The sequence below is a fragment of the Chlorogloeopsis sp. ULAP01 genome (assembly GCF_030381805.1).
GTDB lineage: Bacteria > Cyanobacteriota > Cyanobacteriia > Cyanobacteriales > Nostocaceae > Chlorogloeopsis.
The window spans coordinates 426,463-451,515 of record NZ_JAUDRH010000004.1 but is presented as its reverse complement, the minus strand read 5'-3'; the positions used below and the strand labels follow the sequence as shown (position 1 = coordinate 451,515).

19 protein-coding genes are annotated in these 25,053 nt (G+C 39.1%); 15 read left to right on the top strand and 4 right to left on the bottom strand.

Features of this window, described 5'->3' with window-relative positions; genetic code table 11:
* Positions 1-44 precede the first annotated feature (44 nt).
* Positions 45-3,113, top strand: a complete 3,069-nt coding sequence (locus QUB80_RS10510; protein WP_289789438.1) for a beta strand repeat-containing protein — start codon at positions 45-47, stop codon at positions 3,111-3,113.
* A 43-nt stretch (positions 3,114-3,156) separates the two neighbouring features.
* Positions 3,157-5,952 (top strand): CHAT domain-containing protein, encoded by a 2,796-nt coding sequence (locus QUB80_RS10505; RefSeq protein ID WP_289789437.1) that lies wholly within the window; start codon positions 3,157-3,159, stop codon positions 5,950-5,952.
* A gap of 185 nt (positions 5,953-6,137) precedes the next feature.
* On the opposite strand, the gene QUB80_RS10500 is transcribed toward QUB80_RS10505, so the two are convergent.
* A complete protein-coding gene (locus QUB80_RS10500; RefSeq protein ID WP_289789436.1) occupies positions 6,138-6,725 on the bottom strand; it encodes a fasciclin domain-containing protein in 588 nt (195 codons plus the stop codon).
* Positions 6,726-7,887: 1,162 nt separating this feature from the next.
* Here QUB80_RS10500 and QUB80_RS10495 point away from each other — a divergent pair.
* The 3 genes from QUB80_RS10495 to QUB80_RS10485 all read left to right on the top strand — a co-directional run bounded on the left by QUB80_RS10495 (position 7,888) and on the right by QUB80_RS10485 (position 9,698).
* Positions 7,888-8,136 carry a DUF1822 family protein gene (locus QUB80_RS10495; protein WP_289789435.1) on the top strand — a complete coding sequence of 83 codons (249 nt, stop codon included), beginning with the start codon at positions 7,888-7,890 and terminating at the stop codon, positions 8,134-8,136.
* Positions 8,137-8,276: 140 nt separating this feature from the next.
* On the top strand, positions 8,277-8,744 hold the full coding sequence (locus tag QUB80_RS10490; RefSeq protein WP_289789434.1) for a DUF4870 domain-containing protein: 468 nt from the start codon (positions 8,277-8,279) through the stop codon (positions 8,742-8,744).
* Between the two features lie 426 nt (positions 8,745-9,170).
* A complete protein-coding gene (locus QUB80_RS10485) occupies positions 9,171-9,698 on the top strand; it encodes a hypothetical protein (RefSeq protein ID WP_289789433.1) in 528 nt (175 codons plus the stop codon).
* 412 nt (positions 9,699-10,110) lie between these two features.
* Here QUB80_RS10485 and QUB80_RS10480 read toward each other — a convergent pair whose 3' ends face one another.
* A complete protein-coding gene (locus tag QUB80_RS10480; protein WP_289789432.1) occupies positions 10,111-11,247 on the bottom strand; it encodes a glycosyltransferase in 1,137 nt (378 codons plus the stop codon).
* 611 nt (positions 11,248-11,858) lie between these two features.
* Here QUB80_RS10480 and QUB80_RS10475 point away from each other — a divergent pair.
* The 5 genes from QUB80_RS10475 (at position 11,859) to QUB80_RS10455 (ending at position 19,049) form a co-directional block, all read left to right on the top strand.
* Positions 11,859-15,017 (top strand): plasmid replication protein, CyRepA1 family, encoded by a 3,159-nt coding sequence (locus tag QUB80_RS10475; protein ID WP_289789431.1) that lies wholly within the window; start codon positions 11,859-11,861, stop codon positions 15,015-15,017.
* 204 nt (positions 15,018-15,221) lie between these two features.
* A complete protein-coding gene (locus QUB80_RS10470) occupies positions 15,222-15,809 on the top strand; it encodes a GIY-YIG nuclease family protein (protein ID WP_289789430.1) in 588 nt (195 codons plus the stop codon).
* Positions 15,810-15,994: 185 nt separating this feature from the next.
* Positions 15,995-16,222 carry an Rpn/YhgA-type helix-turn-helix domain-containing protein gene (locus tag QUB80_RS10465; RefSeq protein WP_289789429.1) on the top strand — a complete coding sequence of 76 codons (228 nt, stop codon included), beginning with the start codon at positions 15,995-15,997 and terminating at the stop codon, positions 16,220-16,222.
* Positions 16,207-16,608, top strand: coding sequence for a type II toxin-antitoxin system PemK/MazF family toxin (locus tag QUB80_RS10460; protein WP_289789428.1), 402 nt, complete (start codon positions 16,207-16,209; stop codon positions 16,606-16,608). Before QUB80_RS10465 ends, QUB80_RS10460 begins: the two co-directional genes overlap by 16 nt.
* 296 nt (positions 16,609-16,904) lie before the next feature.
* Positions 16,905-19,049, top strand: a complete 2,145-nt coding sequence (locus QUB80_RS10455) for a hydantoinase/oxoprolinase family protein (protein ID WP_289789427.1) — start codon at positions 16,905-16,907, stop codon at positions 19,047-19,049.
* A 254-nt stretch (positions 19,050-19,303) separates the two neighbouring features.
* Here the strand turns inward: QUB80_RS10455 and QUB80_RS10450 are convergent, their stop codons facing one another.
* A complete protein-coding gene (locus tag QUB80_RS10450; protein ID WP_289789426.1) occupies positions 19,304-19,498 on the bottom strand; it encodes a hypothetical protein in 195 nt (64 codons plus the stop codon).
* Between the two features lie 172 nt (positions 19,499-19,670).
* On the opposite strand from QUB80_RS10450, the gene QUB80_RS10445 reads away from it, so the two are divergent.
* The 5 genes from QUB80_RS10445 to QUB80_RS10425 all read left to right on the top strand — a co-directional run bounded on the left by QUB80_RS10445 (position 19,671) and on the right by QUB80_RS10425 (position 24,574).
* Positions 19,671-21,269: a hydantoinase B/oxoprolinase family protein gene (locus QUB80_RS10445; RefSeq protein ID WP_289789425.1), complete on the top strand. Its 1,599-nt coding sequence runs from the start codon at positions 19,671-19,673 to the stop codon at positions 21,267-21,269.
* Between the two features lie 359 nt (positions 21,270-21,628).
* Positions 21,629-22,423 carry an Npun_F0296 family exosortase-dependent surface protein gene (locus QUB80_RS10440; RefSeq protein WP_289789424.1) on the top strand — a complete coding sequence of 265 codons (795 nt, stop codon included), beginning with the start codon at positions 21,629-21,631 and terminating at the stop codon, positions 22,421-22,423.
* Positions 22,424-22,557: 134 nt separating this feature from the next.
* Complete coding sequence (locus QUB80_RS10435) at positions 22,558-23,049, top strand: HugZ family pyridoxamine 5'-phosphate oxidase (protein ID WP_289789423.1); 492 nt, start codon at positions 22,558-22,560, stop codon at positions 23,047-23,049.
* Positions 23,050-23,524: 475 nt separating this feature from the next.
* Positions 23,525-24,064, top strand: coding sequence for a retropepsin-like aspartic protease family protein (locus tag QUB80_RS10430; protein ID WP_289789422.1), 540 nt, complete (start codon positions 23,525-23,527; stop codon positions 24,062-24,064).
* 27 nt (positions 24,065-24,091) lie between these two features.
* Positions 24,092-24,574 carry a hypothetical protein gene (locus QUB80_RS10425; RefSeq protein ID WP_289789421.1) on the top strand — a complete coding sequence of 161 codons (483 nt, stop codon included), beginning with the start codon at positions 24,092-24,094 and terminating at the stop codon, positions 24,572-24,574.
* Between the two features lie 26 nt (positions 24,575-24,600).
* Here QUB80_RS10425 and QUB80_RS10420 read toward each other — a convergent pair whose 3' ends face one another.
* Positions 24,601-24,750, bottom strand: coding sequence for a hypothetical protein (locus QUB80_RS10420; RefSeq protein ID WP_289789420.1), 150 nt, complete (start codon positions 24,748-24,750; stop codon positions 24,601-24,603).
* Between the last annotated feature and the right edge of the window lie 303 nt (positions 24,751-25,053).

The following is a 25,053-nucleotide window of genomic DNA, read 5'->3' as shown; positions in this document are numbered from 1 at the left end:
GGTTTGTCGATATTTCAATTAGGAGTAAGAATGAGGAGTCTATTATGTTATTTAATTATGCGGTTTTATTCGGGAATTACTTAGATGATAACAAAGAAGTTATTAACAAACGATCGCCTGCATATCGTCAACCAATTTCAGTTAAATACCGTTGGCAAATAGGATATGCTTGGCGATCGCTCTTTTTCTTCACCTTACCTCTAGCTATCATCAGCAGTCTTGCACCAATATGTTCTGCCACAGCCCAAATTGTCGAAGATAACAGTCTCGATACCACAGGAAGAACCAGCGTTACTCGTGATATTGAGATCAGGGGTATAGTAAGCGATCGCATCGATGATGGGACTACTCGCGGCTCAAACCTTTTTCACAGTTTTGCGGAATTCAATGTTGGTGAAAATAGGGGAGTTTATTTTTCCAATCCGGCTGGAATTGAAAATATTCTCACTCGCGTCACAGGTGGCAATCCCTCCAACATTCGAGGGACACTTGGTGTTTTGGGTAACGCGAATCTTTTCTTCATTAATCCGAATGGAATTGTATTTGGCCCTAATTCCCGCTTAGATTTGGGCGGTTCATTTTTTGGCAGTACAGCCAGCAGTGTAGTATTTGACAATGGATTTGAATTTAGCACCACCAACCCGCAAGCGCCACTGTTGAGTGTAAATATTCCCGTAGGATTGCGATTTCGGGATAATCCGGGAGACATCACCACTAATCGTTCTGTAGTGGGTGATAGTGTTTTTAGTAGTTTTCTTCAAGTGCAACCGGGAAAGTCTTTAGCACTGGTAGGCGGTAACGTTAGCTTAGATGGCGCTATTCTTTTCGCACCAGGAGGAAGAATTGAGATAGGGGGATTGTCAACAGCAGGAACAGTGGGAATAAATCCTGATGGCAGCCTGAGTTTTCCCGATGGTGTAGCGCGAGGGGATGTATTGTTTAACAATGAGGCGATCGCTTCTGTAGTTGCTAGTGATGGAGGCGATATTGCAATCAATGCTCGAAAGTTAAATATTTTGGTAGGTAGTGGTTTATACGCAGGGATAAGGCAAAATTCAGGTTCCACTAGTAGTCAGGGGGGAAACATCACATTAAATGCTAGTGAGACAACAGTAGCAAATAGCTTTATTTACAACTTTGTGAATTTTGGGGCTGTAGGTAATTCAGGAAACATAAACATTGATACTGGACGATTAACCCTTACTGATAGCGCAGAGATTGCAACTTATACTTTAGGTCAAGGAAATGCAGGAAATGTGACTGTTAATGCTTTTGACTCAGTAGAAGTCATAGGTGGCAGTATTTTGGGTTCTCTTGTCCTAAGAGGGGCTATCGGTCAAGGGGGAGATTTGACGATCAATACTAAACGTTTGAGTATACGAGATGCATCTATACTAGCAACTAGTACACTTGGCAATGGAAATGCTGGCAACCTACTCATAAGAGCTAGTGACTTGGTAGAAGTGCTTGGCACAGGAGAGCCCGATGTAGATCCTTCTTTAAGGGCTAGCGTAGAAACAGGAGCCACAGGGAATGGCGGAGACTTAACTATCGAGACGAAAAACTTGGTGATTAGAAACGCCCAAGTAGGAACTTCAGTCTTTGGTAAAGGAAATGCAGGCAATCTCACAGTTCGCGCTACCGAGTCAGTAGAAATCATCGGCAAAGTCTTTAGAAGCAATCCAGATCCTGAAAAGCCACCAATTAGAAACCCTGCTGGCTTGTTTTCTCAAGTGAATAGACAAGGAGAAGGTAACGGGGGAAACATAACAGTTGAAACTCCACGTTTAAGTGTTGGTGATGGTGGCAAAATCCAAGTTGCTGTTTTCGGTAAAGGTAATGCAGGCAATATACTGATTCGTGCTTCTGATATCGACATCTATGACACACCAGGCAAGGCTGACTTCTTTCAGGGGGGTATATTTGCCGGTTTTCAAGTAGATGAGGATGAAACTACGGCTCCACCCAAAGGCGATTTTGGCGGCACAGTAACCATAGAAACTGATAGATTACGCGTTAGAGATGGAGGAACAATAACAGTATTTACTGAGGGTGATGGCAATGCAGGTACATTGCGAATCACTGCTAAGGATTATATAGAAGTATCCGGTGAAGTTTTTGGTAAAACAACCAACCGTAGATTCACGAGTTCAATCAGTGCAAGAGCGACAGCAGATAGTACAGGTAACGGTGGTACATTGATACTTGATACTGACAAATTAATTGTTAGGGATCAAGGACAAATAACCGTCAGCAGCGAAAATAACAAACCCGCAGGAAACTTAGAAATCAAAGCTCGCACCATCAAACTAGACAATCGAGGGGGCATCACAGCTACTGCCAGGGGAGGTGACGGTGGTAATATCACTCTCAACATCCGCGACTACTTATTTATGCGCCGCAATAGTGAGATTTCTACCTCCGCAGGTACAGCAGAAACTGGCGGTGGTAACGGTGGCAATATCTTTATCAATTCTCCAAATGGCTTTTTAATTGCCCCACCCAACGAAAACAGTGATATCACCGCCAATGCTTTCACCGGGCAAGGAGGTAAAGTGACGATCAACTCTGCTGGCATTTTTGGATTTGTACCTCGCAGTCGCCAAGACTTAGAAAGGTTGCGTCCCAACGATTTAGATCCAAGACAGATACCAACCAACGATATCACTGCTGTTTCACAACAAAATCCGAGCTTGAGTGGTACTGTGACTCTCAACACTCCAGAAGTTGATCCTAGTCGCGGTTTAGTGGAATTACCAGAGACTGTCGTAGATCCCCAAGATCAGATCGCCCAAAATCCCTGTCAAAGAGGTGGTAGTAGCGAATTTATCATCACTGGACGTGGTGGTTTACCACCTAATCCGAATGAAATGCTCAGTAATGACAATGTTCGTGTTGATTGGGTAGAGCCTGTCGGCAGTAGAGGTAATTCTCAAAGTATAAAAATTAATCACTCATCTACTCAGCTGAGTGCCAAAAAGATTGTTCCCGCTCAAGGATGGGTGTTCAATCAAAAAGGTGATGTAGTTCTCACAGCCTACAACCCCACTGCTACTAATCTTCCCCAACGCACTTCTTCCAAAACTACTGCGGCTTGCCCCGCACCTTTTTAAGATTTGTGAATTTTTTAAACTAAGTGGAGATGGAGATTATAATATGCGGCTTACTCAAACCGTTTTTATTCGCAAGTTAAAGAATTCGGTCAAAAGAATTTATAAAAAACGTTCATTATTTTTGGCAAGTTTGCTGTTTCTTTTTTCAGCAGTAACTCCGCCTGTAGTCGCCACAATTCCACCAGCAATCTCGATTGTACAAACTCAGCAAGATGCCAGACAATTAGCTAACAAAGCTATTCAATTATATCGCTCTGGAAAGATTCAAGAAGCGGCAGATTTATGGGAAAAAGCAGTGCCTGCCTTTGCTACTCAAAAAGATAGCTTAAACCAAGCAATGGCTTTGAGCAATCTTTCTTTAACTTATCAACAATTAGGACAATGGGAGCAAGCTAAAAAAGCCAGTGAAGATAGTTTATCTGTGCTGAAGATTCAACCCCAGAGCCAAGAGAAATTAAAAATCTTAGCTCAAGCATTAGATATTCAAGGCAATTTGTACAGAGAAATGGGACGGGCAGCAGATGCTCTCAGTAATTGGCAAGAAGCGACAAAAATCTATGGTCAAATCAATGAATCAAACAAATTAGACCAGAGTAAGATTAATCAAGCTCAAGCTATGCAAGATTTGGGTCTTTATCCCCGTGCTTGCAATAATTTATTGGAAGTTTTAAATCAAGAAGTAGGGGTTAAAAATTGTCAAGAATTCAGTCAATTAAGTTCTCAAGAGTTAAGAACAAAGTTTGAACAAAGTACTAGCAATTCACCTTCTTTAAATGTCATATTGGGATTGAGAAGTTTAGGCGAACTGCTAAGAGTTATTGGTCAACCAGAACAATCAGAAATTGTTTTGGAACGCAGTTTAAACTTAGTGCAAAAATTGAATTCCCCGGAAGAACAAGCTGCTACTTATCTGAGTATAGGTAACACGGCAAAAGCTTTAGCTGAAAGTGAAAGGGTACGTCGTAGACGAGAAAATTATGACCAGAAAGCGTTAGATGCTTATAGTCAAGTACTTAAGCTTAGTAAATCTGCAATTACGCGACAGCAAGCACAACTAAATCAACTCAGTCTCTTGCTTAAACTGAAAAGATTTTCTGAAGCAGAAGCTTTATGGACATCTTTGAATTCTCAACTCAGTAACTTACCACCAAGTCGCACGGGAATTTATCAGCAAATCAACTTAGCTCAGAGTTTAGTAAGATTAGCGCAAACAGAAAAATTCCAATTAAAGGCTAATTCTCAACTTCCTAGTTTTAACGATATTGACCAAATTTTAACTCGCTCTGCTGCACAAGCTAAAAGTTTGGGAGACAATCAAGCCGAAGCTTATGCTTTAGGAAATCGTGGTGCATTGTATGAGAGGAGCGGGAATAAGGAGGATTTATCACAAGCGGCAACATTCACGAATCAAGCTTTGAGTAAAGTTTCTAGCCTAGAAGCGCCACAGATAAGCTATCAGTATTTTTGGCAACTGGGTAGGATACGTAAAGCCCAACAAGAAATTCCAGATGCGATCGCTGCCTATACCAAAGCTTATAACGCCTTGCAGTCATTGCGCAGCGATTTAGTAGCGGTGAATCCAGAAGTACAGTTTTCTTTTCGAGATACTGTCGAACCGATTTATCGACAATTAGTCGAGTTAGAGTTGGAGTATGCTGATTCCCTAAAGAAAGCGGGAAAAAATGAAGAAAGTCAAAAACGGATTACTCAAGCTCGTGATGTGATTGAATCTCTGCAATTGGCTGAAATCAACAATTTCTTTCGCGAAGCTTGTGTAGAGGCAAATCCCAGAAATATTGATGAAGTAGATGCTAGCGCCGCAGTTATTTATCCGATTATTTTGCCAGATAGGTTGGAGGTAATTCTCAGTCTTCCAAATAAATCTCCACAGCTTTATACAACTAAGATTACTAAACCGGAACTGGATAAGACTGTAGAACAGATGCAGCGTTTTCTGAGGGTTCCTCAAAGTGATATTGAAGAATCTTTGCCTTACTACCAAACAGTTTATAATTGGCTAATTCGACCTTTAGAAAAAGACTTGGCAAGCAGTAAAGCCAAAACTCTAGTGTTTGTGCTAGATGGAGAACTACGAAACATTCCTATGGCTGTGCTGCACGATGGCAAAAATTATTTATTAGAAAAGTATGCGATCGCTTTGACTCCCGGTTTGCAACTATTCAACCCCAAACCCCTAGCAGACATTAAGATTCAAGCTTTAACCGCAGGATTAAGCCAAGTTCGCAATGATTTACCAGCACACGAAGGTTTTGAACCGTTGCCTAACGTACCTTTAGAACTAGAACGAATTAAGAAGCTGGGAATTTCAACTAAGTCTCTTCTCGACAATCAATTTACTAGCAAAGAGATTCAAACTGAGATTGATGACTCTGCTTTTCCAATTGTTCACTTAGCTACTCATGCTCAATTTAGCTCCAATGCTGAAGATACCTTTATTCTATTTTGGGATAGACGCATTAATGTCAAACAGTTGGGTAGCTTACTACAAGACAATACACTCAAACCGCGCAGACAAATAGAATTACTAGTTCTCAGTGCTTGCGAGACAGCTATTGGCGATCAAAGAGCTGCTTTAGGACTAGCGGGGGTTGCGGTGCGCTCTGGTGCTCGTAGTACACTTGCAACATTATGGTCAGTGCAAGATGAAAGTACTGCTAAATTCATGGGCGAATTGTATAGCCAGTTAGAACAAGCCAAAAAGACAAAGCTCAACAAAGCACAAGCCCTCCAGCAAGCACAACTAACTCTTCTTAAAGATAAACAGTACAGTAATCCCCATTTCTGGGCTCCTTTTGTTGTTGTCGGCAACTGGCAATAAGGAGCAGGGAACAGGAGACAAGGGATAGGGAACAAACAAGGTTGGGGAAAATAATGTTGTGTAATTAATTCTGTCTAGGAACTTAATAGGAAATATTTCTCGTTACCACCGTGAAATGAGGATACTGGTAACGAGAAAAAGACTACATTGTAAATACATGAGTGAGAAATGCTATTAACTAAACGCTAAAAATCATCCGGGATGAGTACTTGGTCAATTTCAATAATCACACCATTCGTGGTAGTAGTAGAGGGATGTTTGGCGATCGCATTATTTAACTGAACTGTGCCATCAGCCCGATCGCTGATTTTAACCTCTGCGCCTTCCACAGTTTTGATTGTCCCACTATTCACTTGCTTGGGAGTGATTTCACCAGAGACCAAATGATATTTTAAAATTTTAATTCGGTTGTCTGGCTGGCTGTATCGCTTGAAGACGTTATCGGGTAAAGAATCAAAGGCACTATCTGTTGGAGCAAAAATCGTGAAATAACCCGGTTTTTTTAGCGAGTCAAAAAGCCCAGCCTCTTTCAATTCATCAACCAGATTTGCAAATTTTTTATCTTTGGTAAGAGTATCTGCAATGGTACTGTTAGAGGTACGATAGGGATAGTTCTTATAAGCTGACGGTTGAAACAAAGCAAAGCGTGGAAAGAATCTTCTCGCTAAAACCGGAGAACTTATTAATGTTGTGACACCAACAATTCCTATAAGACACGCTAATTTGACCGATGTTTTTTTGCCTGTCAAGGCACGAAAATCCTTATCAAACATAAGTGTATCTAACCAATGCGGTATTTTAATGCTAATACTACAATGGCTCGGTAATATATTTCGGAAAAAAAGTTTATAAAATATGTTAAGTTTTGGATATATTTTATTGATTACTTGCTAATATTAGAAGCTTTGTATTATTTATTATATTTATATTGAGTAACTATACTTAAAATATAGTAAATACAGAATGGAAGTTTGTTTTTTTAACTTGAGCTCTGTTAATCTAACCTCAAAAATTCAAGGTACACAAAAGTACAATTTAATACCTCTATACATTGAAATAATAACAAGTCTGCTTTTCCATAAGTTAGCTTCTCAACAAAATATAGGAATCCGGTTGATGACTGAAAAAATTAAGTATTTGTATGGGAGGTAGTTTGCGGTGTAGATTTTCTGACCGCAAAACTGCCTTCGTTGTGTTATGACTTTAGTTTAACGCACCCAACCTTTGAAAACGTTGCCTTACGTTTCGCGACAACATACCCTACGTGTCGTCATTATCTATAATCACCTTTTGGAGAATTAGTATTAGAGAGGGATGTGCTTCATTAACTTGCAATCCGCTATATATGTGATCGTACTTTATTCGGAGAGGTTGCAACGGTGCTAATAAAACTCCTCCAGATTGTTGCCCTTGTTGCACCTGCGTAGCGATCGCGTTAGGGGACAGGAAAAAGGAGTAAAATTCTAAATACTTCTCCTACTCTCCCCCTTTTCCACTCTTCAATCTCCCAAGCTCTTACTCCCCTCTACCTTATTTACTTTTGCTTCTCCACAGGAGCTAATTTTAGAGATACCTGTCGAAGTTGAATATTAAGCGTGGCTTGCAATTTCATCTTTTTCCCGTCCCACATCCTGCTATGAAGCCTACTTGAATAAACTTTGCCTGAGTGTGATCTTGCCGTAGTTACAACAAAATTTTACTACTCAAGCAAAGCTTTGGACAAGTACCACTGCTTTACCTAGCTTTTGGGAGCTGGTAAATGGATGCGCAATCTGAATAGACGCCATACGTTTAATTTTGGTTCCTAGCGAAGCAATAGATAATAGTGAATTGCGAGTTCCACAATAATAGATTGATATCTCTAGCTGGGCAGACGATTAATATCTGGCAGTTTAAGTCGAACCAGATGATCGGTATATTAGATATTTGGGGTTATTGCAAACACGAACAACTCAAAAGTCACGGCAACTACGATGCAAGCGATCGTGTGGATTGCGCATTATATCAACAAGCAAATCAGATACAACTATTTGGCGTTTTGAATTGTACAACACAGCACCAGGAGCAGCTATTCCTGGAGGTTTTAAACTAAAACTACTCACTGAAAATTTACAACCTTTTTCTAACAACGGAGATATCGCCACAACAACTATAGAACAACTGTTTGTAGAAGTTATCTTATAACCTGGTGAAGGTATGGTTTGAGAAATAGAACCGCTTCCTGAAAACTACGATCAAGAAATTCTCAGAATTTAAGTTTTGTCTAGATTGTTACATACTACTATTATGGTGGAAAATTGTTATATATATCCACCAAAAAATCAATGAGAGAACAAGACAATAAGCAAATACGCATTTGGGCAATGCTCTGTCATCTCTCAGCTTTGTTATGGATACCATTGGCTTTATTAGTATTGCTCAAAATACCTTTATATCTACCTTTACTCAATTTATTAGGGCCGCTCATCATTTGGCGATGGAAAAAGGCACAAAACCCTTGGATTGATTTCCAAGGAAAAGAAGCTTTAAATTTTCAACTTTCGCTGACAATTTATACTTTAGTTGTCATTATTATTTCCTTATTTTTAGTTTTTACAACCTGTGGAATTGCTTTGACAACTGACATGAAATCGCAACAATTAGAAATAATTTTTAATACATTATTAACTTTTTTAGGTATCTTAATTTTATTATTAATGCTAATGCAATTAATTTTAGTAATTTTTGCAGCAATAAAAGCCTACAAAGGACAACATTATCGTTATCCTTTCACCATTAGATTTTTACAGTAAATTTGTTCTCTATTCTTCGCACAAGATGAGCCACATATACTTGGAGATTTTCTCGTTAATAGATGCAGTTTTTTATCATGGGTAATTCAGTAGATTTAATACAAGTGGTTTTGCTCATCTATGAAATGCATTAAGTAGAACAACCAAAGTTAAAGTAAAATTCATTCTGTAAAATACCTAACTTCTTTGAGAAGTCGAACATCTATATTTTTAGTTTAATTATATTGAATTTTTCCTAATATTTTAGTTATTTTTTTAACATTTTCTCTTTTCTCAAATATTTTAAGCATTTATACTTTTTTTATCACTGATTTTTCTATTATCAAGACATCATAAGATTTAACTTAATCATCTCTAAAAATTAAAACTATAATTAAATTTAACCGAAGAAAATACTTCTCTAGAAACTTCTTAGGAGAGTAAGTAATGACTCAAGAATATTCCACAAAATGGTGGGCTGCTTTTTCATGCCTTGCTTTCATTGAAGGCATTTTGCTGGTGATGTTATTTTCGGGACGAGGTTCGGTATTAATTATAGCAGCATTGATTTTTATTGCTCTATTAATGTTTTTTCTGCCACGGGCAGATGATGTAGTAGCACTGACATTCGACCGAGATAAAATAGACAACAAAATCAATTCTCTCAACAAAAAAATGTCTACTACTAAGAATAGAGTTGATAAGTTATTTATTTTATCAATGCCAGAATCAATGTATAAAACTCTCCAAAAAATTAACTCTGGTAGCTATGGTAATTATGATTTATCAGCAAAATTAGAAAGGGAACTATATTTCCTACGAGATATAGGTTACATAGATGATATAGAAGAAATTCGCGATATCCCTTATAAGGGAAATAATCTTTCTAACTATGTAAAAATAACATCAGCAGGAAAGCAATTTATTGAACTGCGTAAGAGCATCGAAGAAGAGAATAGTAAGAAGAAAGATTAAGTAGGTCGATACAAATAAAGCTAACTAGTGAGCCACTGCGATGCGCGGGTTAAGCGCGCTGTAGCAACTGTCGTCGGCTTTGCCGACTTGTAGACGCCCGTCAGGGCGGCTTCCTGGAGGGTAGCGACTGGCGTGAACTGGCGTAGACGCCCGTGCTTGCCGCAGGCTAGGGCGGCTTCAAGGTAGGGTACCCGTAAGGGTTAGGATCGTCATTTGTCCTTTGTCATTTGTCATTGGTAAAGGCTTCAAGCATAGTTACTTTTCGTAACTCGCTTTACACTTAGTACGATATTAACTGTCTTGAACAATCTCTAAACCGATCTCTAGAATTTGCCCTCCGCAGTTGTAAAAAAAGGCGATCGCTTGTTTACACTAACTCTGGCTCACCTAGCCAAAGTATGTGATCGCATCATTAATATTGGTTAATTAGTTCTAAATAGCCGTTTACAGCATTTTCTACAGAGAACTTGTGAGCTTGTTGTTGTAAAGCTTCAATATCTGTGGGATACTTAAGTGTAGATATAATGGCACTAGCCATATTTATTTCATCCCCGACAGGCACTAATTTACCAAACTTGCCACCCTCCAAAATTTCACTAGGGCCGCTAACACAATCTGTAGAAACGACTGGAGTACCACAAACCATCGCTTCTACCAGTACAAGACCGAATGCTTCAAAAGTAGAAGACAGGACAAATACCGCAGCTTTGGACATATAAGCATAAGGATTCAAGATAAAACCAGGTAGAGCAACTTCCGAGGTTAAACCCAACTCTGCAATTAGCGCTTCCAGTCGCGATCGCTCATATCCTTCACCCAAAATCATCAACCGGGCTGTTATCTGCTTGCGCACAATCGCAAGTGCTCGAATGAGAGTCGGAAAATCTTTCTCTTGACTCAAACGCCCTACTCCTAAAATCACCGGAGGCGCTCCCTCCACAAACCATTCATGCTCTATCGGCTCTTTTGCTTGTTCAAGCAGTTGGGGAGTTACGGCTGGATTGTATATCACTCGCATACGTTTTAAGGGTTGTCCAGCCATCCGCTCTAAATCATCTGCAACTCCTTGAGATACGGGAGCTATGGCATCAGCCCAGCCATAAAACCAGAGGAAATTTCTCAATAAAAAGGCTGTCGGACTGACTCTTACTCTCCACGGACTGTTCTCTAGAAAACTTGACAAAATAGTATGAGAACTGATGACAATCTGCGTTCTCACTCCTGCCAAGTACTTAGCCATTGACCCGTAGTTAATATCATCTCCAGTTACTAAAGCGTCGGGTTGGACTTTTCGTAAATACCGTGCCAAGGATAACAAATACGAGAACTTATATAAACCCCGATTTCGACACTGAAGTTCTACCAATCGTGCCTTGGGAGGGAGCCATTTCAATGCTTCTCCCTCTGCCTTTAAAACAATAATATCTACCGCCAAGCCGCGTTCGACAAAACCCTGGGCTAAACTCAGAGTAGCTCGATTGCCACCGTCAGCATCAAGGGTTATGAGCAAAAAGCTCACAACTTTTTCCTGTTTGCTAGATTTGTTCACTAACTTTTACCTAGCTTGACCAAAAATTAAGTATCCCGCAGTAGGATTGAGGGACGATTTCAAAATAGTCGAGAATAGCAATATAGCCACTAAGAAGAAAATATGCTTAACACTCACTATCTGTTTCTAATCCCTATCGCTTATTTTGATAGAAATCGGACATTATGAGATCTCCACACAGATAGATGATTTTATTAATCTGTGATTGCAAAAATATGACCACTAGACCTGAACAAAATAAACTCTTCTAAACTCAAGCCTAAAAAGTCAAAATATTTCAGGTGAGACTTACGATTCTCAATAATTAATACGTGTGTACTGCTTTTACCCAACAGTTTAAATTTAGTTATGGCTCATCCTCAGAAAAAGTCACTCTCATCTCAAGCAATAGTGACATTACTTATAAGTAAGTTGTATAGGTATAAATAATAACAATACAAGCTTATTAGTAGAACGATAAAAAAGACACGAACACTAAGTTTTAGAATAACCGTTGTATCTCTCGTCACTGATTAAAAAAAGTAGAATAAAAACGTCACAATTACTGCCAACATAAACAGCAGAGGCGTGTTAACTTGTTAAGTTCACCGTCTCCTCTCTTTGCATCACCAATGCATCTGTACCATTTATACCCCGAACACCTTGAAGAAATTGTCAAGAGCAGCAGTATAGATATACACATTGCTCAACTTAACTTTATTTCTCTTCAAGATGAAATTGCCTACGATTATTTGTTAATTTCTGAGCATTTGCCACGTACCAACACAGGTATGGTTAAGAGTGGCTGGCTGCATCGGTACGCTCATGTTGCCTCTGGTGGTTGGTGGTGTTCTGGGCTAGATCCCCTAAGTAATTGGCAAGCGATGGAGTGGGGTTGCTTTAAGCCAAGACAGCCCCGATTGAATGAGAAAGGCAAGTCTATCAAGTACGAACATCCTCCCTGCACAGCAACGCGAGTCTTTTGTCTGCGAGTTCCTCTGCACGTCTGGCAGCAAGTTGCCCAGCGTTACAATCAAGCTATGCCTGAAAATATCAGCATAGCTGAAAATGGTGAGGCTGTGGGTTTTTGGCAATGGGTGATGGAACAAAACATACCCGTGATTATCTGTGAGGGCGTCAAGAAAGCTGCTGCACTATTAACACAAGGATATGCAGCTATAGGCATTCCTGGAATTACCAGTGGCTACCGCGTTACCAAAGATGAATTGGGCAAAGTTATCAGTCGTCAGATCATACCCGACTTAGCTGTATTTGCGCTCAAAAAGCGCACGTTTTATATTTGCTTCGATTTTGAAACTCAACCCAAAAAAATTGCGGCGGTAAACAATGCCATCTCTCAACTAGGTTTTTTATTCCAGGCAAAAAATTGTCCTGTACAAGTCATCGATTTGCCAGGGATGGAAAAAGGGGTTGATGAGTTTATTGTTGCTAAAGGTGCGATCGCTTTCGAGAAAGTATATCGTCAAAGCATGGATTTAGAAGTTTACCTTGCTCAAACAAAACCCCATAGCGAGTTAACTGTTGCTCCGGCACTTACTCTCGACTGTCGTTATTTAGGAGAAATAACTTTTCCTGATTCTGGAATAGTAGGAATAAAATCAGCAAAAGGAACAGGTAAAACTACAGCCCTGCAAGCACTTGTCAAGCGAGTAAAAAGTAGAAAGAAACCAGTTTTATTAATAACTCACAGAATCCAACTTGGGCGATTTTTATGTGAAAAGATTGGTATTCAATGGGGAATGGGTAAAGAAGATATAGAGAGTGGGAGAGTCGCAGAAGAAGGAATTGCTAAATTACTTTCTCCTTTTTCAGATTTTTCAGGGCAGGGACAAAGCACCATCCCTACCAAGTCACTTGGATTATGTGTTGATTCTCTTTGGAAAATTCATCCTCAAGATTGGCAAGGAGCAGTGGTTATTTTAGATGAAGTAGAGCAATCTTTATGGCATCTACTAAATAGCAGTACTTGTAAAGAAAAGCGCGTCAAAATCTTAAAAGTATTTCAGCAGCTAATTTCTACAGTGTTGACTACAGGTGGATTAGTTATTGCTCAGGATGCTGATTTATCGGATGTTTCTTTAGAATATTTACAAGCATTAGCAGGAATTAAACTAACACCCTGGGTAATTGTTAATCAATGGAAACCACAACGCGGTTGGGATGTAACTTTTTACGATTCTCCTAATCCAACTCCACTAATTCACCAACTAGAATTAGATTTACTTGCAGGAAGAAAATGCTATGTTACAACTGATAGTCGCTCTGGACGCTACAGTTGTGAAACTATAGCAAGTTATTTGAAAGAGCGATTACAAAAACTGCAACAACAATTTCCCAAAACTTTAGTAGTGAGTAGTCTCACAACCAACACTCCAGGGCATGAAGCAGCCGATTTTATAGGAGCTATTAATCATAAAGTTACTGAATACGATTCTGTTTTTGTCACTCCTAGCCTGGGAACAGGAATTAGTATTGATGTTAAACATTTTGATTGTGTTTACGGAATTTTTCAAGGAGTAATTCCTGACTCAGAAGCACGACAGGCATTGTCAAGAGTACGCGATGACGTGCCGCGAATAGTATGGTGTGCCAAGCGCGGTATTGGTTTAATCGGTTCTGGCAGCACCAATTATCGGTTGCTATCTTATTGGTATCAAGAAAATCAAAAAGAGAACTTGTCTTTACTTAGTCCCCTTCATCATATAGATGTGGATTTACCATTAGTTTACGATCCAATTCATCTACGAACTTGGGCAAAACTAGCAGCAAGAGTTAATGCTTCTATTAGCTTGTATCGAGAATCTATGAAAGATGGCTTAACGAATGATGGCCATCAAATTCAAATGCGTAGTAATGCAGTTCATAATAATATTATTCGAGATTTACGTCTGGCTTTTTTAGCAACTGATCCAAATGATTTGCCAACTCGCAGAAGGCTGATTATAGAAATTGTGAAAGTGCAAAAAGATTGGTCACAAAGACGGTACAAAGCCAAAGATATTAAGCGTAAATTTAGAGAAATAAAGCAACAAAATCAATTAGCGGCAGCAATTGCTGTAGTTCATGCTCCAGATATTGATTACATAGAATATGAGCGGTTATTAGCTAAACATTCATTAACTAATGAGGAGCGAAATCAAATTGATAAATATATTCTCAAACAAAGATATGGTGTGAGTGTCACTCCTCAACTCAAGTTATGGGATGACAAAGGCTATTATGGCCAATTACTAACCCATTATTATCTTACACATCAGAGTGAGTATTTTCGCATTAGAGATAAACAAGAATGGCATCAACAATTATCTTGGGGAGAAGGAAAAGTTTTTCTACCAGACTTAAAAATTTACACTTTGAAAGTAGAAGTATTAAGAGCTTTAGGAGTCCTCAATTTTCTAGAACCACAACGAAAGTTTACTGAAAATGATGCCGAGCTACTTGTATTTAGAAATACTGCTGTTAACTTTAGTAAAGATATCAAAAGAACACTTGGTATTAATTTAGTTAGAAAAAATGAAAATACTTCGGCGTTAAGAATACTCAATCGATTATTAAAGTTGCTGGGTTTGAAGCTAAAGCGGATCAATGAGTTTTATCAAATCGACTCAGAGACACTAAATGATGGCAGGGAAAAAATATTTACTGTTTGGCAGCAACGAGATGAATTAATGTTAACCGCTCATAAAGGCATAGGATCTAATATTACGAATTATCCCTTTGACAAGCAATCTGAAAAGCAGTGGCTACAACCAGAATTAGCCCTGCGGTAAGGTGTCTTTGTAGATTATTCAGATTATCAAAAATAGCTTTAGACTCTGATGGAGAACTCTACCACATACTCAAACTAGGAACTCCTTACTAGCTACTGGGAAAGAAATTCTTCCCAATCCCCAATCACTAATCCCCAGTCCCCTTGAGAAGTACAAATTTATTGTTTCAAAATTTAGCTTCCCAGTGCTAGCATTCCCAAATTATTGCGTTTTTGGGGATTGCGATTGGAAACTCATCAACTTGACTTGTTCTCACTCTCGGAAATTAGTTCTGCACCAACTAGTAGAACACCTGTGTTGCTGATGGATGAGAAGACTTTAACAAAGTGGAAATCACAAATCACCATCCATCAACAACAAGTAAGAGCAAGCAAACCAACTCAACAAGCTACCTTATTTCAAATGCCATCAGCACACATCGATCCTGGTGCGATCGATCCCTTTAATTTGTCGCCATGTTCTTTATCATTTTATCGATTGCCAACAAATAACCCTGGTGAAGCCTGTCTGTACTTTGTCATAGACATAGCAGCAAACTTGCTACTCTATATCGGAGAAACTTGTAAATCTAATAAAAGATGGAAAGGTGTACACGATTGCAAGCAATACATTGAAAATTACTTGGACTTGCACTACCGTTATGAATTAAAAACAGCAGTGAATATAGCCTTTTGGTGGGATGCGCCAACTAAAACGCGATCGCGCCAAAGGCTAGAACTGACACTCATTCAAAAATGGAAGTCTCCCTTTAATAAGGAGAACTGGAGACTCTGGGGGCAACCTTTTGGGTAACTAGAAAAGACGGAGTCGCGGCTATACAAATCTAATTCACCTAGCCAGTTTAGTTTGTATAGCTGCGATATGTATATTTATAAAAGCGCTATATTCATATTTATTGAAGCAAAGCGCACAAACTGACAATCATACAGAACTCCGCAATTCAACCTAAAAAATTACGCGAAGCATGGGAGCAAGGTTTGCAGCAGGGATTAACCCAAGTTGCACTCAATATGCTGCGGGAAGGCATCGATTTAGCTTTAGTAGTAAAATTAACCGGACTAACACTTGAAAGAGTTAAGAATTTGCAAGCCAGTGATGCAGATGATTCTCAAATACTAATAAAAGATTTTCTTGAATTGAGTGAGACATCATTAAACAACATTTGGCTCGATCCAGAGGAAGACGAAGCTTGGAAGGATCTATAGAAAAACTTGGTAAAGGCGATGTCGTCTCAGTGCCTTTTCCATTTTCTGATGTATTTACCACTAAAAGACGACCTGCTTTAGTAATTGCAGAATCAGATAGTAACAATATTATGGTCTGTCCTATCACCAGTAAAGCAGGTAGAGATTATGAAATTAAGTTAGAAGACCAAAACTTCAAGGTTGGTAAACTAAACCTAAGTCATTGCTATATTCGCCCTAACATTATTGCAACCGTTGAGAAAAATAATATTATTCGCCATATAGGAAAAGTGAAGGGCGAAAAAACTAATGAAGTCATGACTGTAATTATTGAAATTCTTCAAAAGCCTCCCGAACCTCCACCAGCATCAAAAGCTTTAGAACGAGGCAAAAGTCCAAAAGTATAAAGTTTGTAAGCTTGGTGAAAGTGCAATATGACGTTCAAAGTAGCAACCAGCCTCAGAAAGAATCTTTTTTAACTCAGAAGTAAATGACACGCCCATCTAGGAAGTTGCCTTGATTAATTCTTGTCAAATGTCCACTTCGCTGTATCTGTAATTTTCATAGCTGCAATAGCGATCGCACATAATTTGGTAATTGCAACTAACCATCACAGAGACTTTGAGCAAATCTAGAGCCTAGAAGTAGAAAGGCTCCAAGTTTCATTGTTACCCTACTTCTAGAAGCACGGAGGAAATCAATTATGTTGAAAGTCTTTGCTGACAGGGGTGGTACATTCACAGATATTGTTGCTGTTACTGATAATCAGGCAATTATAGACAGACTCTTAGAACATCAAGAACGTTTTTTGATTGTTCCCCTTCCTAACCAGCAATGTGTAATAGTCTACAAACTACTCTCAGAAAATCCCGAAAAATACCAAGATGCAGTAATCCAAGGTATTCGAGATATTATAGGACTTTCAGACAATAAACCCATTCCAACCGAAGCGATAGAAGTGGTAAAAATGGGGACAACTGTAGCAACAAATGCACTGTTAGAAAGGAAAGGCGATCGCGTGGTGCTTCTCATCACCAAAGGGTTTAAAGATGCCTTGCGAATTGGCTACCAAAATCGCCCTGATATTTTTGCCCGTCAGATCGTTTTACCAACCATGCTTTACGAGCAGGTAATTGAGGTTGATGAACGCTATGATGCTCAAGGCAACGAACTAACTCCAGTAAATCTCGAACAAGTCAAAAATGACTTACAAGCTGTTTACAACACGGGAATTCGTAGTTGTGCCATTGTTTTTATGCACAGTTATCGCTATCCCTACCATGAACAACAAGTTGCCCAACTCGCCCAAGAAATCGGATTTACGCAGATATCCGTATCTCATCAAGTTAGTCCTTTAATGAAATTGGTAAGTCGAGGAGACACAACAGTAGTAGATGCTTATTTAACTCCTATTCTGCGTCATTATGTTAACCAAGTAGCAAGTCACTTGCCCGGAGTCAGATTAATGTTTATGAAGTCTGACGGCGGCTTAGTCGCAGCTGAACAATTTCAAGGAAAAGATAGTATTTTAAGTGGCCCTGCTGGAGGTATTGTTGGTGCAGTACAAACTAGCCAAAGAGCAGGCTTCGATTCGGTTATTACTTTTGATATGGGCGGAACAAGTACAGATGTAGCCCACTTTAAAGGAGAATATGAACGACAACTAGATTCCGAGATTGCCGGAGCGCGGATGCGAGTTCCCGTCTTAGCGATTAATACCATTGCTGCTGGGGGTGGTTCAATTCTCTTCTTTGATGGCTCCCGTTATCGCGTCGGCCCTGAATCTGCGGGATCAAATCCTGGGCCTGCTTGTTATCGGCGTGGCGGCCCTTTAGCTGTCACAGATGCTAATGTTATGTTAGGCAAAATTTACCCTCAATATTTTCCTTCTGTCTTTGGCCCCGATGGCAATTTACCCTTAGATAAAAATGTTGTCATATCTAAATTTACAAAATTAGCCCAAGACATTGAAACTGCTACAGGAGACACTCGTACTCCCGAACAAGTCGCCGCCGGATTTATTGCGATCGCTGTCGAAAATATGGCAAACGCGATTAAAAAAATTAGTTTGCAAAGAGGATATGACGTCACCAAATATACTCTTTGTTGTTTTGGAGGCGCAGGAGGGCAAGTAGCTTGTTTAATTGCCGATACTTTGGGGATGAAAAAGATATTCCTTCATCCCTATGCTGGGGTTCTCTCTGCTTATGGAATGGGATTAGCTGATGTGCGAGCAATTAGAGAAGGAGGAGTAGAAAAGCTTTTAACGCAAGCATTAATACCGCAATTGGTGCAGTTAATGGAGACTTTAGAAACGCAAGCTAGAAGTGAATTACCTCTCCCCAACCCTCCCCTTATAAAGGGGAGGGTGTCCGATAGGGCGGGTTGGGTTGAAGCCAACAGCGAAGAGGAAGTAGTGCGAAAACTAAATTTAAAATATGAGGGAACTAACTCTACCTTGACAGTTAATTTTGCCTCGGATGTGGAATTGATGCGACAAGAATTTGAGGCTGAACATAAATCTCGTTATGGTTTCATTCAAGTAGAGAAAAACTTAATTGTTGAATCTGCATCAGTGGAAGTAATTCAGAAAATGGATACTCCCGAAGAACCCTTTATTAGTCGTACTCGTTCTATTGGTGAACCTGCCCAATCTGTTAAAACAGTCAAGATGTTTACTGCCGAAAAATGGCATGACACTCCCATTTATCGACGGGAAGATTTACAACCAGAAGATACTATTAACGGCCCTGCAATTATTGTTGAAAAAATTAGCACGATTGTAGTTGAACCTGACTGGGAAGCAATATTAACTGAACGCAATCATTTAATTTTATGCAGAAGGTAAGTAGAAGGATTGAATTAAATTAAAGTTCCTAGTACAGGCTTGAGCCGCTTACTAGGAACAAAACTCTAATCTTACATTTAATTATGTCTACCTATACCTTTTTATCTGAGTTAAAGTAACCAGTTTTTGATTTGAAGCAGCGATCGCCAGCCACTAAAACCTGCTATTCCTAAAGCCAGGAGTGTAAATGCGATCGCAATACCAGCCGACAACAGTTGCTTCTGCATACCACTCAAGAATGCAGTCGTCGCAGTCTATCCTAAAACCACTATTCCTAGCGACGCTGCTAAACTTACCATCCCAAGAGCGATCGCCGCAGTTGGTACTTTTTGCAAAATTCTAGCCAACCAGGCTCCTCCAATACTAGCTACCCCAAGACCTACTAGGATAAGTATCGAGGTTCGGAAGGTTTCAGATGAATAAAATGCTAAACCAATCGCACCTAGCACTAAAAAAAAGTCAGATAGCCTATTAAAATCACATATAGCAGCAAACCAAGGATTTTGGCAACAGTTAACATAAACCTAATTTCGCTAGATAGGTATTTTTTACTGAATAATTTAAACCAAGTCTATTCGTAATTTCCTTTAATCGTCATATATCAACAAACAGAAATCAAAAATGTACATTACATCTCAACCCGATCCAGTCCGTTTAGAAATATTTAAAAATCTATATCAATTTATTGCCGAACAAATGGGGATTGTTCTCCAAAATACGGCAGCGTCGGTAAATATCAAAGAGAGACTAGATTTTTCCTGTGCTATTTTTGATTCTTCTGGATTATTAGTTGCCAATGCACCCCACATTCCTGTACATTTAGGTTCCATGAGTGAAAGTGTCCGCAGTTTAATTAATGATAAAGGCGACACAATACAACCAGGAAATGTCTATCTATCTAATAATCCTTATAACGGCGGAACTCATCTTCCTGATGTGACTGCAATTACCCCCGTTTTTATAGACAGTGGCAATAATATCTCATTTCCCAATCCCCAGCCCCCAATCATCAGTCCCCTTTTTTATGTTGCTTCTCGTGGACACCAAGCAGATATTGGTGGCATTACTCCCGGTTCAATGCCTCCTCACAGTAACACAGTAGAAGAGGAAGGAATTATTTTTGATAATTTTCTTTTAGTTGAACAAGGAAACTTTCGGGAAATCCAAGTTCGAGAGATACTTTTAAACCATCCCTATCCTGCTCGCAATCCTAACCAAAATATTGCTGATTTTCAAGCACAAATTGCTGCCAATGAAAGAGGAGTACAAGAACTCCGTAAAATGGTTTCTCAATCTGGAATTGAAACAGTCCAAGCTTACATGAAATTTGTGCAAGACAATGCCGAAGAGTCAGTTAGGCGGGCAATTGATGTTCTCAGAGATGGTTCATTTATTTATGAAATGGATAATGGAGCAAGAATTCAAGTTAAAGTGACAATTCACCGAGAAAATCGCAGTGCCACAATTGATTTTACTGGCACATCTCGTCAATTAAATAGTAACTTTAATGCTCCTAAAGCTGTCACTCAAGCAGCAGTTTTATATGTGTTCCGCACTCTTGTCGATGATAATATTCCTCTCAATGCTGGGTGTCTAAAACCTTTAGAAATTATAATTCCTCAAGGCTGTATGCTGAACCCAACCTATCCGGCAGCAGTGGTAGCGGGTAATGTGGAGACTTCTCAAACTATTGTTGATGCTTTGTATGGTGCTTTGGGTGTAATGGCTGCGTCTGCCGGAACGATGAATAATTTTACATTTGGTAATGAGCAATACCAGTACTATGAAACTATCTGTGGTGGTTCTGGGGCAGGGGCTAACTTTGATGGTACTGATGCTGTTCATACCCATATGACTAACTCCCGCTTAACCGATCCAGAAGTTTTAGAAACCCGTTATCCTGTGCAGGTAGAAAGCTTTAGTCTTCGTCCCCATAGCGGCGGCAAAGGAAAGTATTCGGGTGGCAATGGGGTTATTCGTCGCATCAGATTTATAGAACCAATGACAGCTAATATTCTCTCTAGCCATCGTTTGATTCCTCCTTTTGGATTAAATGGTGGGGAAGCCGGAATTGTGGGATGCAATTGGATACAACGTCAGAATGGAACTAAAGAGGATTTAGATAGTACAGCAACAGTCGAAATGCAACCTGGGGATGTGTTTGTGATAGAAACTCCTGGGGGAGGGGGATTTGGTAATATTTGTCCTGAAATCCTCTAGCAAAGCAATACACTTGCTACTCCAAGTAGGTTTATGTAAGTAAATAAATTATCAAACTTGAAAAACAACAATTAATTATTAACAAATCATAAAACTGAATTATAAGATGGCCATCAAATTTAAATATTATGTAAGTTAATCTATGCTGATTTAGCAAAAACTTATTGATTTGCCGAAAACAGGCAACATATTTTTATTTATTTTCAGTAAAACTACTGGTTTATATCTAATTATTAATTCTCTTTTTTACATAAAACTTTGATTGTATGAGGATACAAAAATCAGTAAAGCCTCTAATCCTGTTTAAAAGAAAAATTGTGAATATAGAGGCTAAGTAAGAAGTAATGAGGCATTAAATCGTGCTGTTTAAAAAATCTGCTTTTATAACCACTTTATCTACTCTCGCTATACTTTGTTGTGCAGGATCAGCACACGCGATTACATTCAAAATGACTACAGGAATAGCAAGTCCTGATGGTAAAACAGATCAAGGTGCCTGGTCTGAGTTTTCTGGACTTTCGGATTTCAAAACGGTTGACTTCAATAATGGCCAACTACCAACCAGTGGGTTTGCCAAATACTCACTAGTTGGCAATGGCAGCAGCAGCGTTCGAGCAGATATGTGGGCTCCAGTTGGGCCTAACGGGGAGAAAAACACCTCTAAATATTTAGCAATTTTTGAGGGTCAAAATGCTGTTATTGAATTGGATGATTATTTAAACTACTTCGCTATCAATTGGGGTGCTGCTCACTCAGGTAACATTTACTCCTTCTATAATGGCGACACGCTTGTGAAGTCTTTCTCGACTGCCGATATCGATCAAGCTGGTGGTTTTGCTATCTACTCTCCTTTGCATCCTGGTAACAACGAAGCAGGTGCCAAATTAGTTAACACCCAATACTATCAGGGTAATGGTTACGTTCACTTTTACTCAGAAAGCAGCAACGATATTTTTAACAAAATTGTGATCTCACAAGTTGGAGGAGGTGGATTTGAAACTGACAACCACTCTTTTCATAAAGGAACGGGAAGATTTACAGGCTTTGATCCTAAATCTGTGCCTGAGCCAAGTACAGCTTTAGGTATTATGGCTGTAGGTGGTATCTTCTTGTGGAAGCGTAAAAATCAAAAAGCTGCACAGTATAGACAATAGTCTTGAAAGCAAATAATCTGGGAGTTCTTTGATATACCACTTTGCATAGGCTTTAATTTTTACTTGAATTATAAACTCGTAAAATGAGAAAATAAGGGGCAAACTAATAAGTATGTCCCTTATTTATATTTCTTATGCACAATCTCGAAAAAGCCCAAGCAGAGTATGAAAATTTTATTCACCAGTTTCAAAGCGTTATTATCAGTACTGTGAATACGCAAGGAGTACCAAATGCTAGTTATGCTCCTTTCGTCATGGATGAATCCAAGAATATATATATTTATGTCAGCGAGCTTTCGACTCATACTCAAAACCTTTCTGCTAATCCTCGTGTCAGTGTGATGTTAATTGAGGATGAAGGTAAAACAGAGCAAATCTTTGCCCGTTGTCGCTTAACCTTTGATTGTATGGCAACTTTAATAGAACGGCAGACAGATGCATGGCAAGAAATTGTTTATCAATTCCAAGCTCGTTTTGGAGAAATTATCGATATATTACGCGATTTAGCTGATTTTCGGATTTTCCAACTCACTCCTCAACAAGGGCGTTTTGTAACTGGTTTTGGAGCAGCTTACTCTATTAGCAACGAAAATCTTAGCCAATTGAAACATATTACAAGAACATAAGTAGGTTGGTAAAAATAAAATTAACTAGTTAAGGTTTTTATTAGTTACTAGTCATTAGTAATAGTTACAGCTATTTTATATTCCTTAACGTGCGTTGCTTTTATTCTTATCTACTGCTTCGTGACGAAGAAAAAAGAGTTACTTTCCGATATTTGTTTATTAGGTTAAGTATATTAATACTTCTTTTACTTCTTTTATTTCTATTTTCAAGTTTGTAATATCAGAGAAATATTGCAAAAATTTTATATACTTCCAATTTTTCTGATGAGTCTGCCTTACAAATATTTTAATTATTTGGATGTTTTGTTAGTTTTTAATTATTTTGTCATTAAACAATTCCATTTTATTTATAAAACAAGAAATTGAAAATCTGAATTCCTTAAAGAATTGAAGAAGTCGGAGTTCTTGCTGCTCACAAATGATTGAGAATTACTCAATTTGGGTACTTTAAGAATAGATGTATCTCAAAAATCCCATGTTCAATACTAGCAGGCAATGGATTAGAGCTTTTGCAGTAGTACCCACGCTGATATTTTTGGCATTTCCTCCACGGACAACAGCTGTAGATCCAGGAGCTTGTTTTATGGTTACTTCTTCTGGTAGAACCATTGGTTTAGGAAAGCTTTGTGGTGTCACTCCTGTAGACAGTGGAGTAATTCGGGTTCCTATTAAACGCCGTATTGGTAGAACTCCTGTTGTTAGTGTTACTTTCAATGGGAAGCAAAGCTTTGAAATGATTTTTGATACAGGAGCTAGTAATACATTGATAACTATGGGTATGGCTGACGCTTTGAAATTAAAAGCTACGGGAATGGTAGAAGCACACATAGCTGATGGTAGCAAAGTACAATTTTTAACGAGTAAGGTAGAGTCTATAGCTGTTGGTAGAGCCGTAGCTAATAATTTACAGGTGGCGATCGCTCCAAAAGCCAGCGTTGGATTGTTGGGACACGATTTTTTCAGCAATTATGACGTTAAAATCATGGAAAAAGAACTGGAATTACGTCAACGCTGAAGTATTGACATAGTTATGAGAAAGAATATGCAACTGTTAGTTGCTGGAATGATTGTTAGCTTAGGATTTTTACCATCGCTAGCACAAGCACAAAAGCCAGTATCTGATTACCAAGTTTCTACAATGGTAGAAGCATTGCGACTGGCTGCACCAAAAACTGATACCAGCAACGATGGGCTTTATAGCGCATGGCAAGTTAAGCCAGAAACCCTCAAAAGTTGGTCAAAATATTGTTTGAAAAAAGAAGTGACACCAATGCAGTTTGAAAACAACCCTGCACTGGCACGTCAAGTTGTTTCATGCATTATGCGCCGGGAGTTAAACAATCAGTATACCGCTCGTCAAAACAATGAAATTGCTGCTATGCGGGGGGTTGCTTGTTGGTGGATGACTGGCTATTACACAGGCTGCAAAGATGGTTTGACTGGAGCCTACGTGCAAAAAGTAGTTGATTATTATCAGCAGCAGCGCTCCAAACCAGTATCTAACACTTCCCAAATCAAATCGTAATTTTGAATTTTTTTGCAGAAATTTCTTTAGCGATCGCAATCATTTACCAACTTGGCGATAATTTCGTCTCTCACCTGTTTGTCTTTGATTTGACTTATAGCTTGGGCGATCACAAAAGTGGCTTCTGCTGCCTTTTGATATGCCAGTTTGATATCTGCATTTGCTTGCTCGCTCATAGTCTTATGTTAGTGACTCAGCACATATTATTATCTAGATTAAGATAAAAGATATAAGTCTTTCTTCATCCAGTTGACTCACCTGATCGGGTGAATCTAATTAGGGGTGGGTGTAAGAGAATAAGAAAATTTCTTCCTACAGCTATAATTACAGCGGTTTTTTAAACCTCACCCTGCCCTCTCCGAATTCGCAGGGAGGGGATTGGAATGATATTGTGCTCTAATACTATTTCACGAAAAGGCTGATATGGATGTACCCCACCGCCTACGGCACCTCCCCTTACTAAGGGGAGGTTGGGAGGG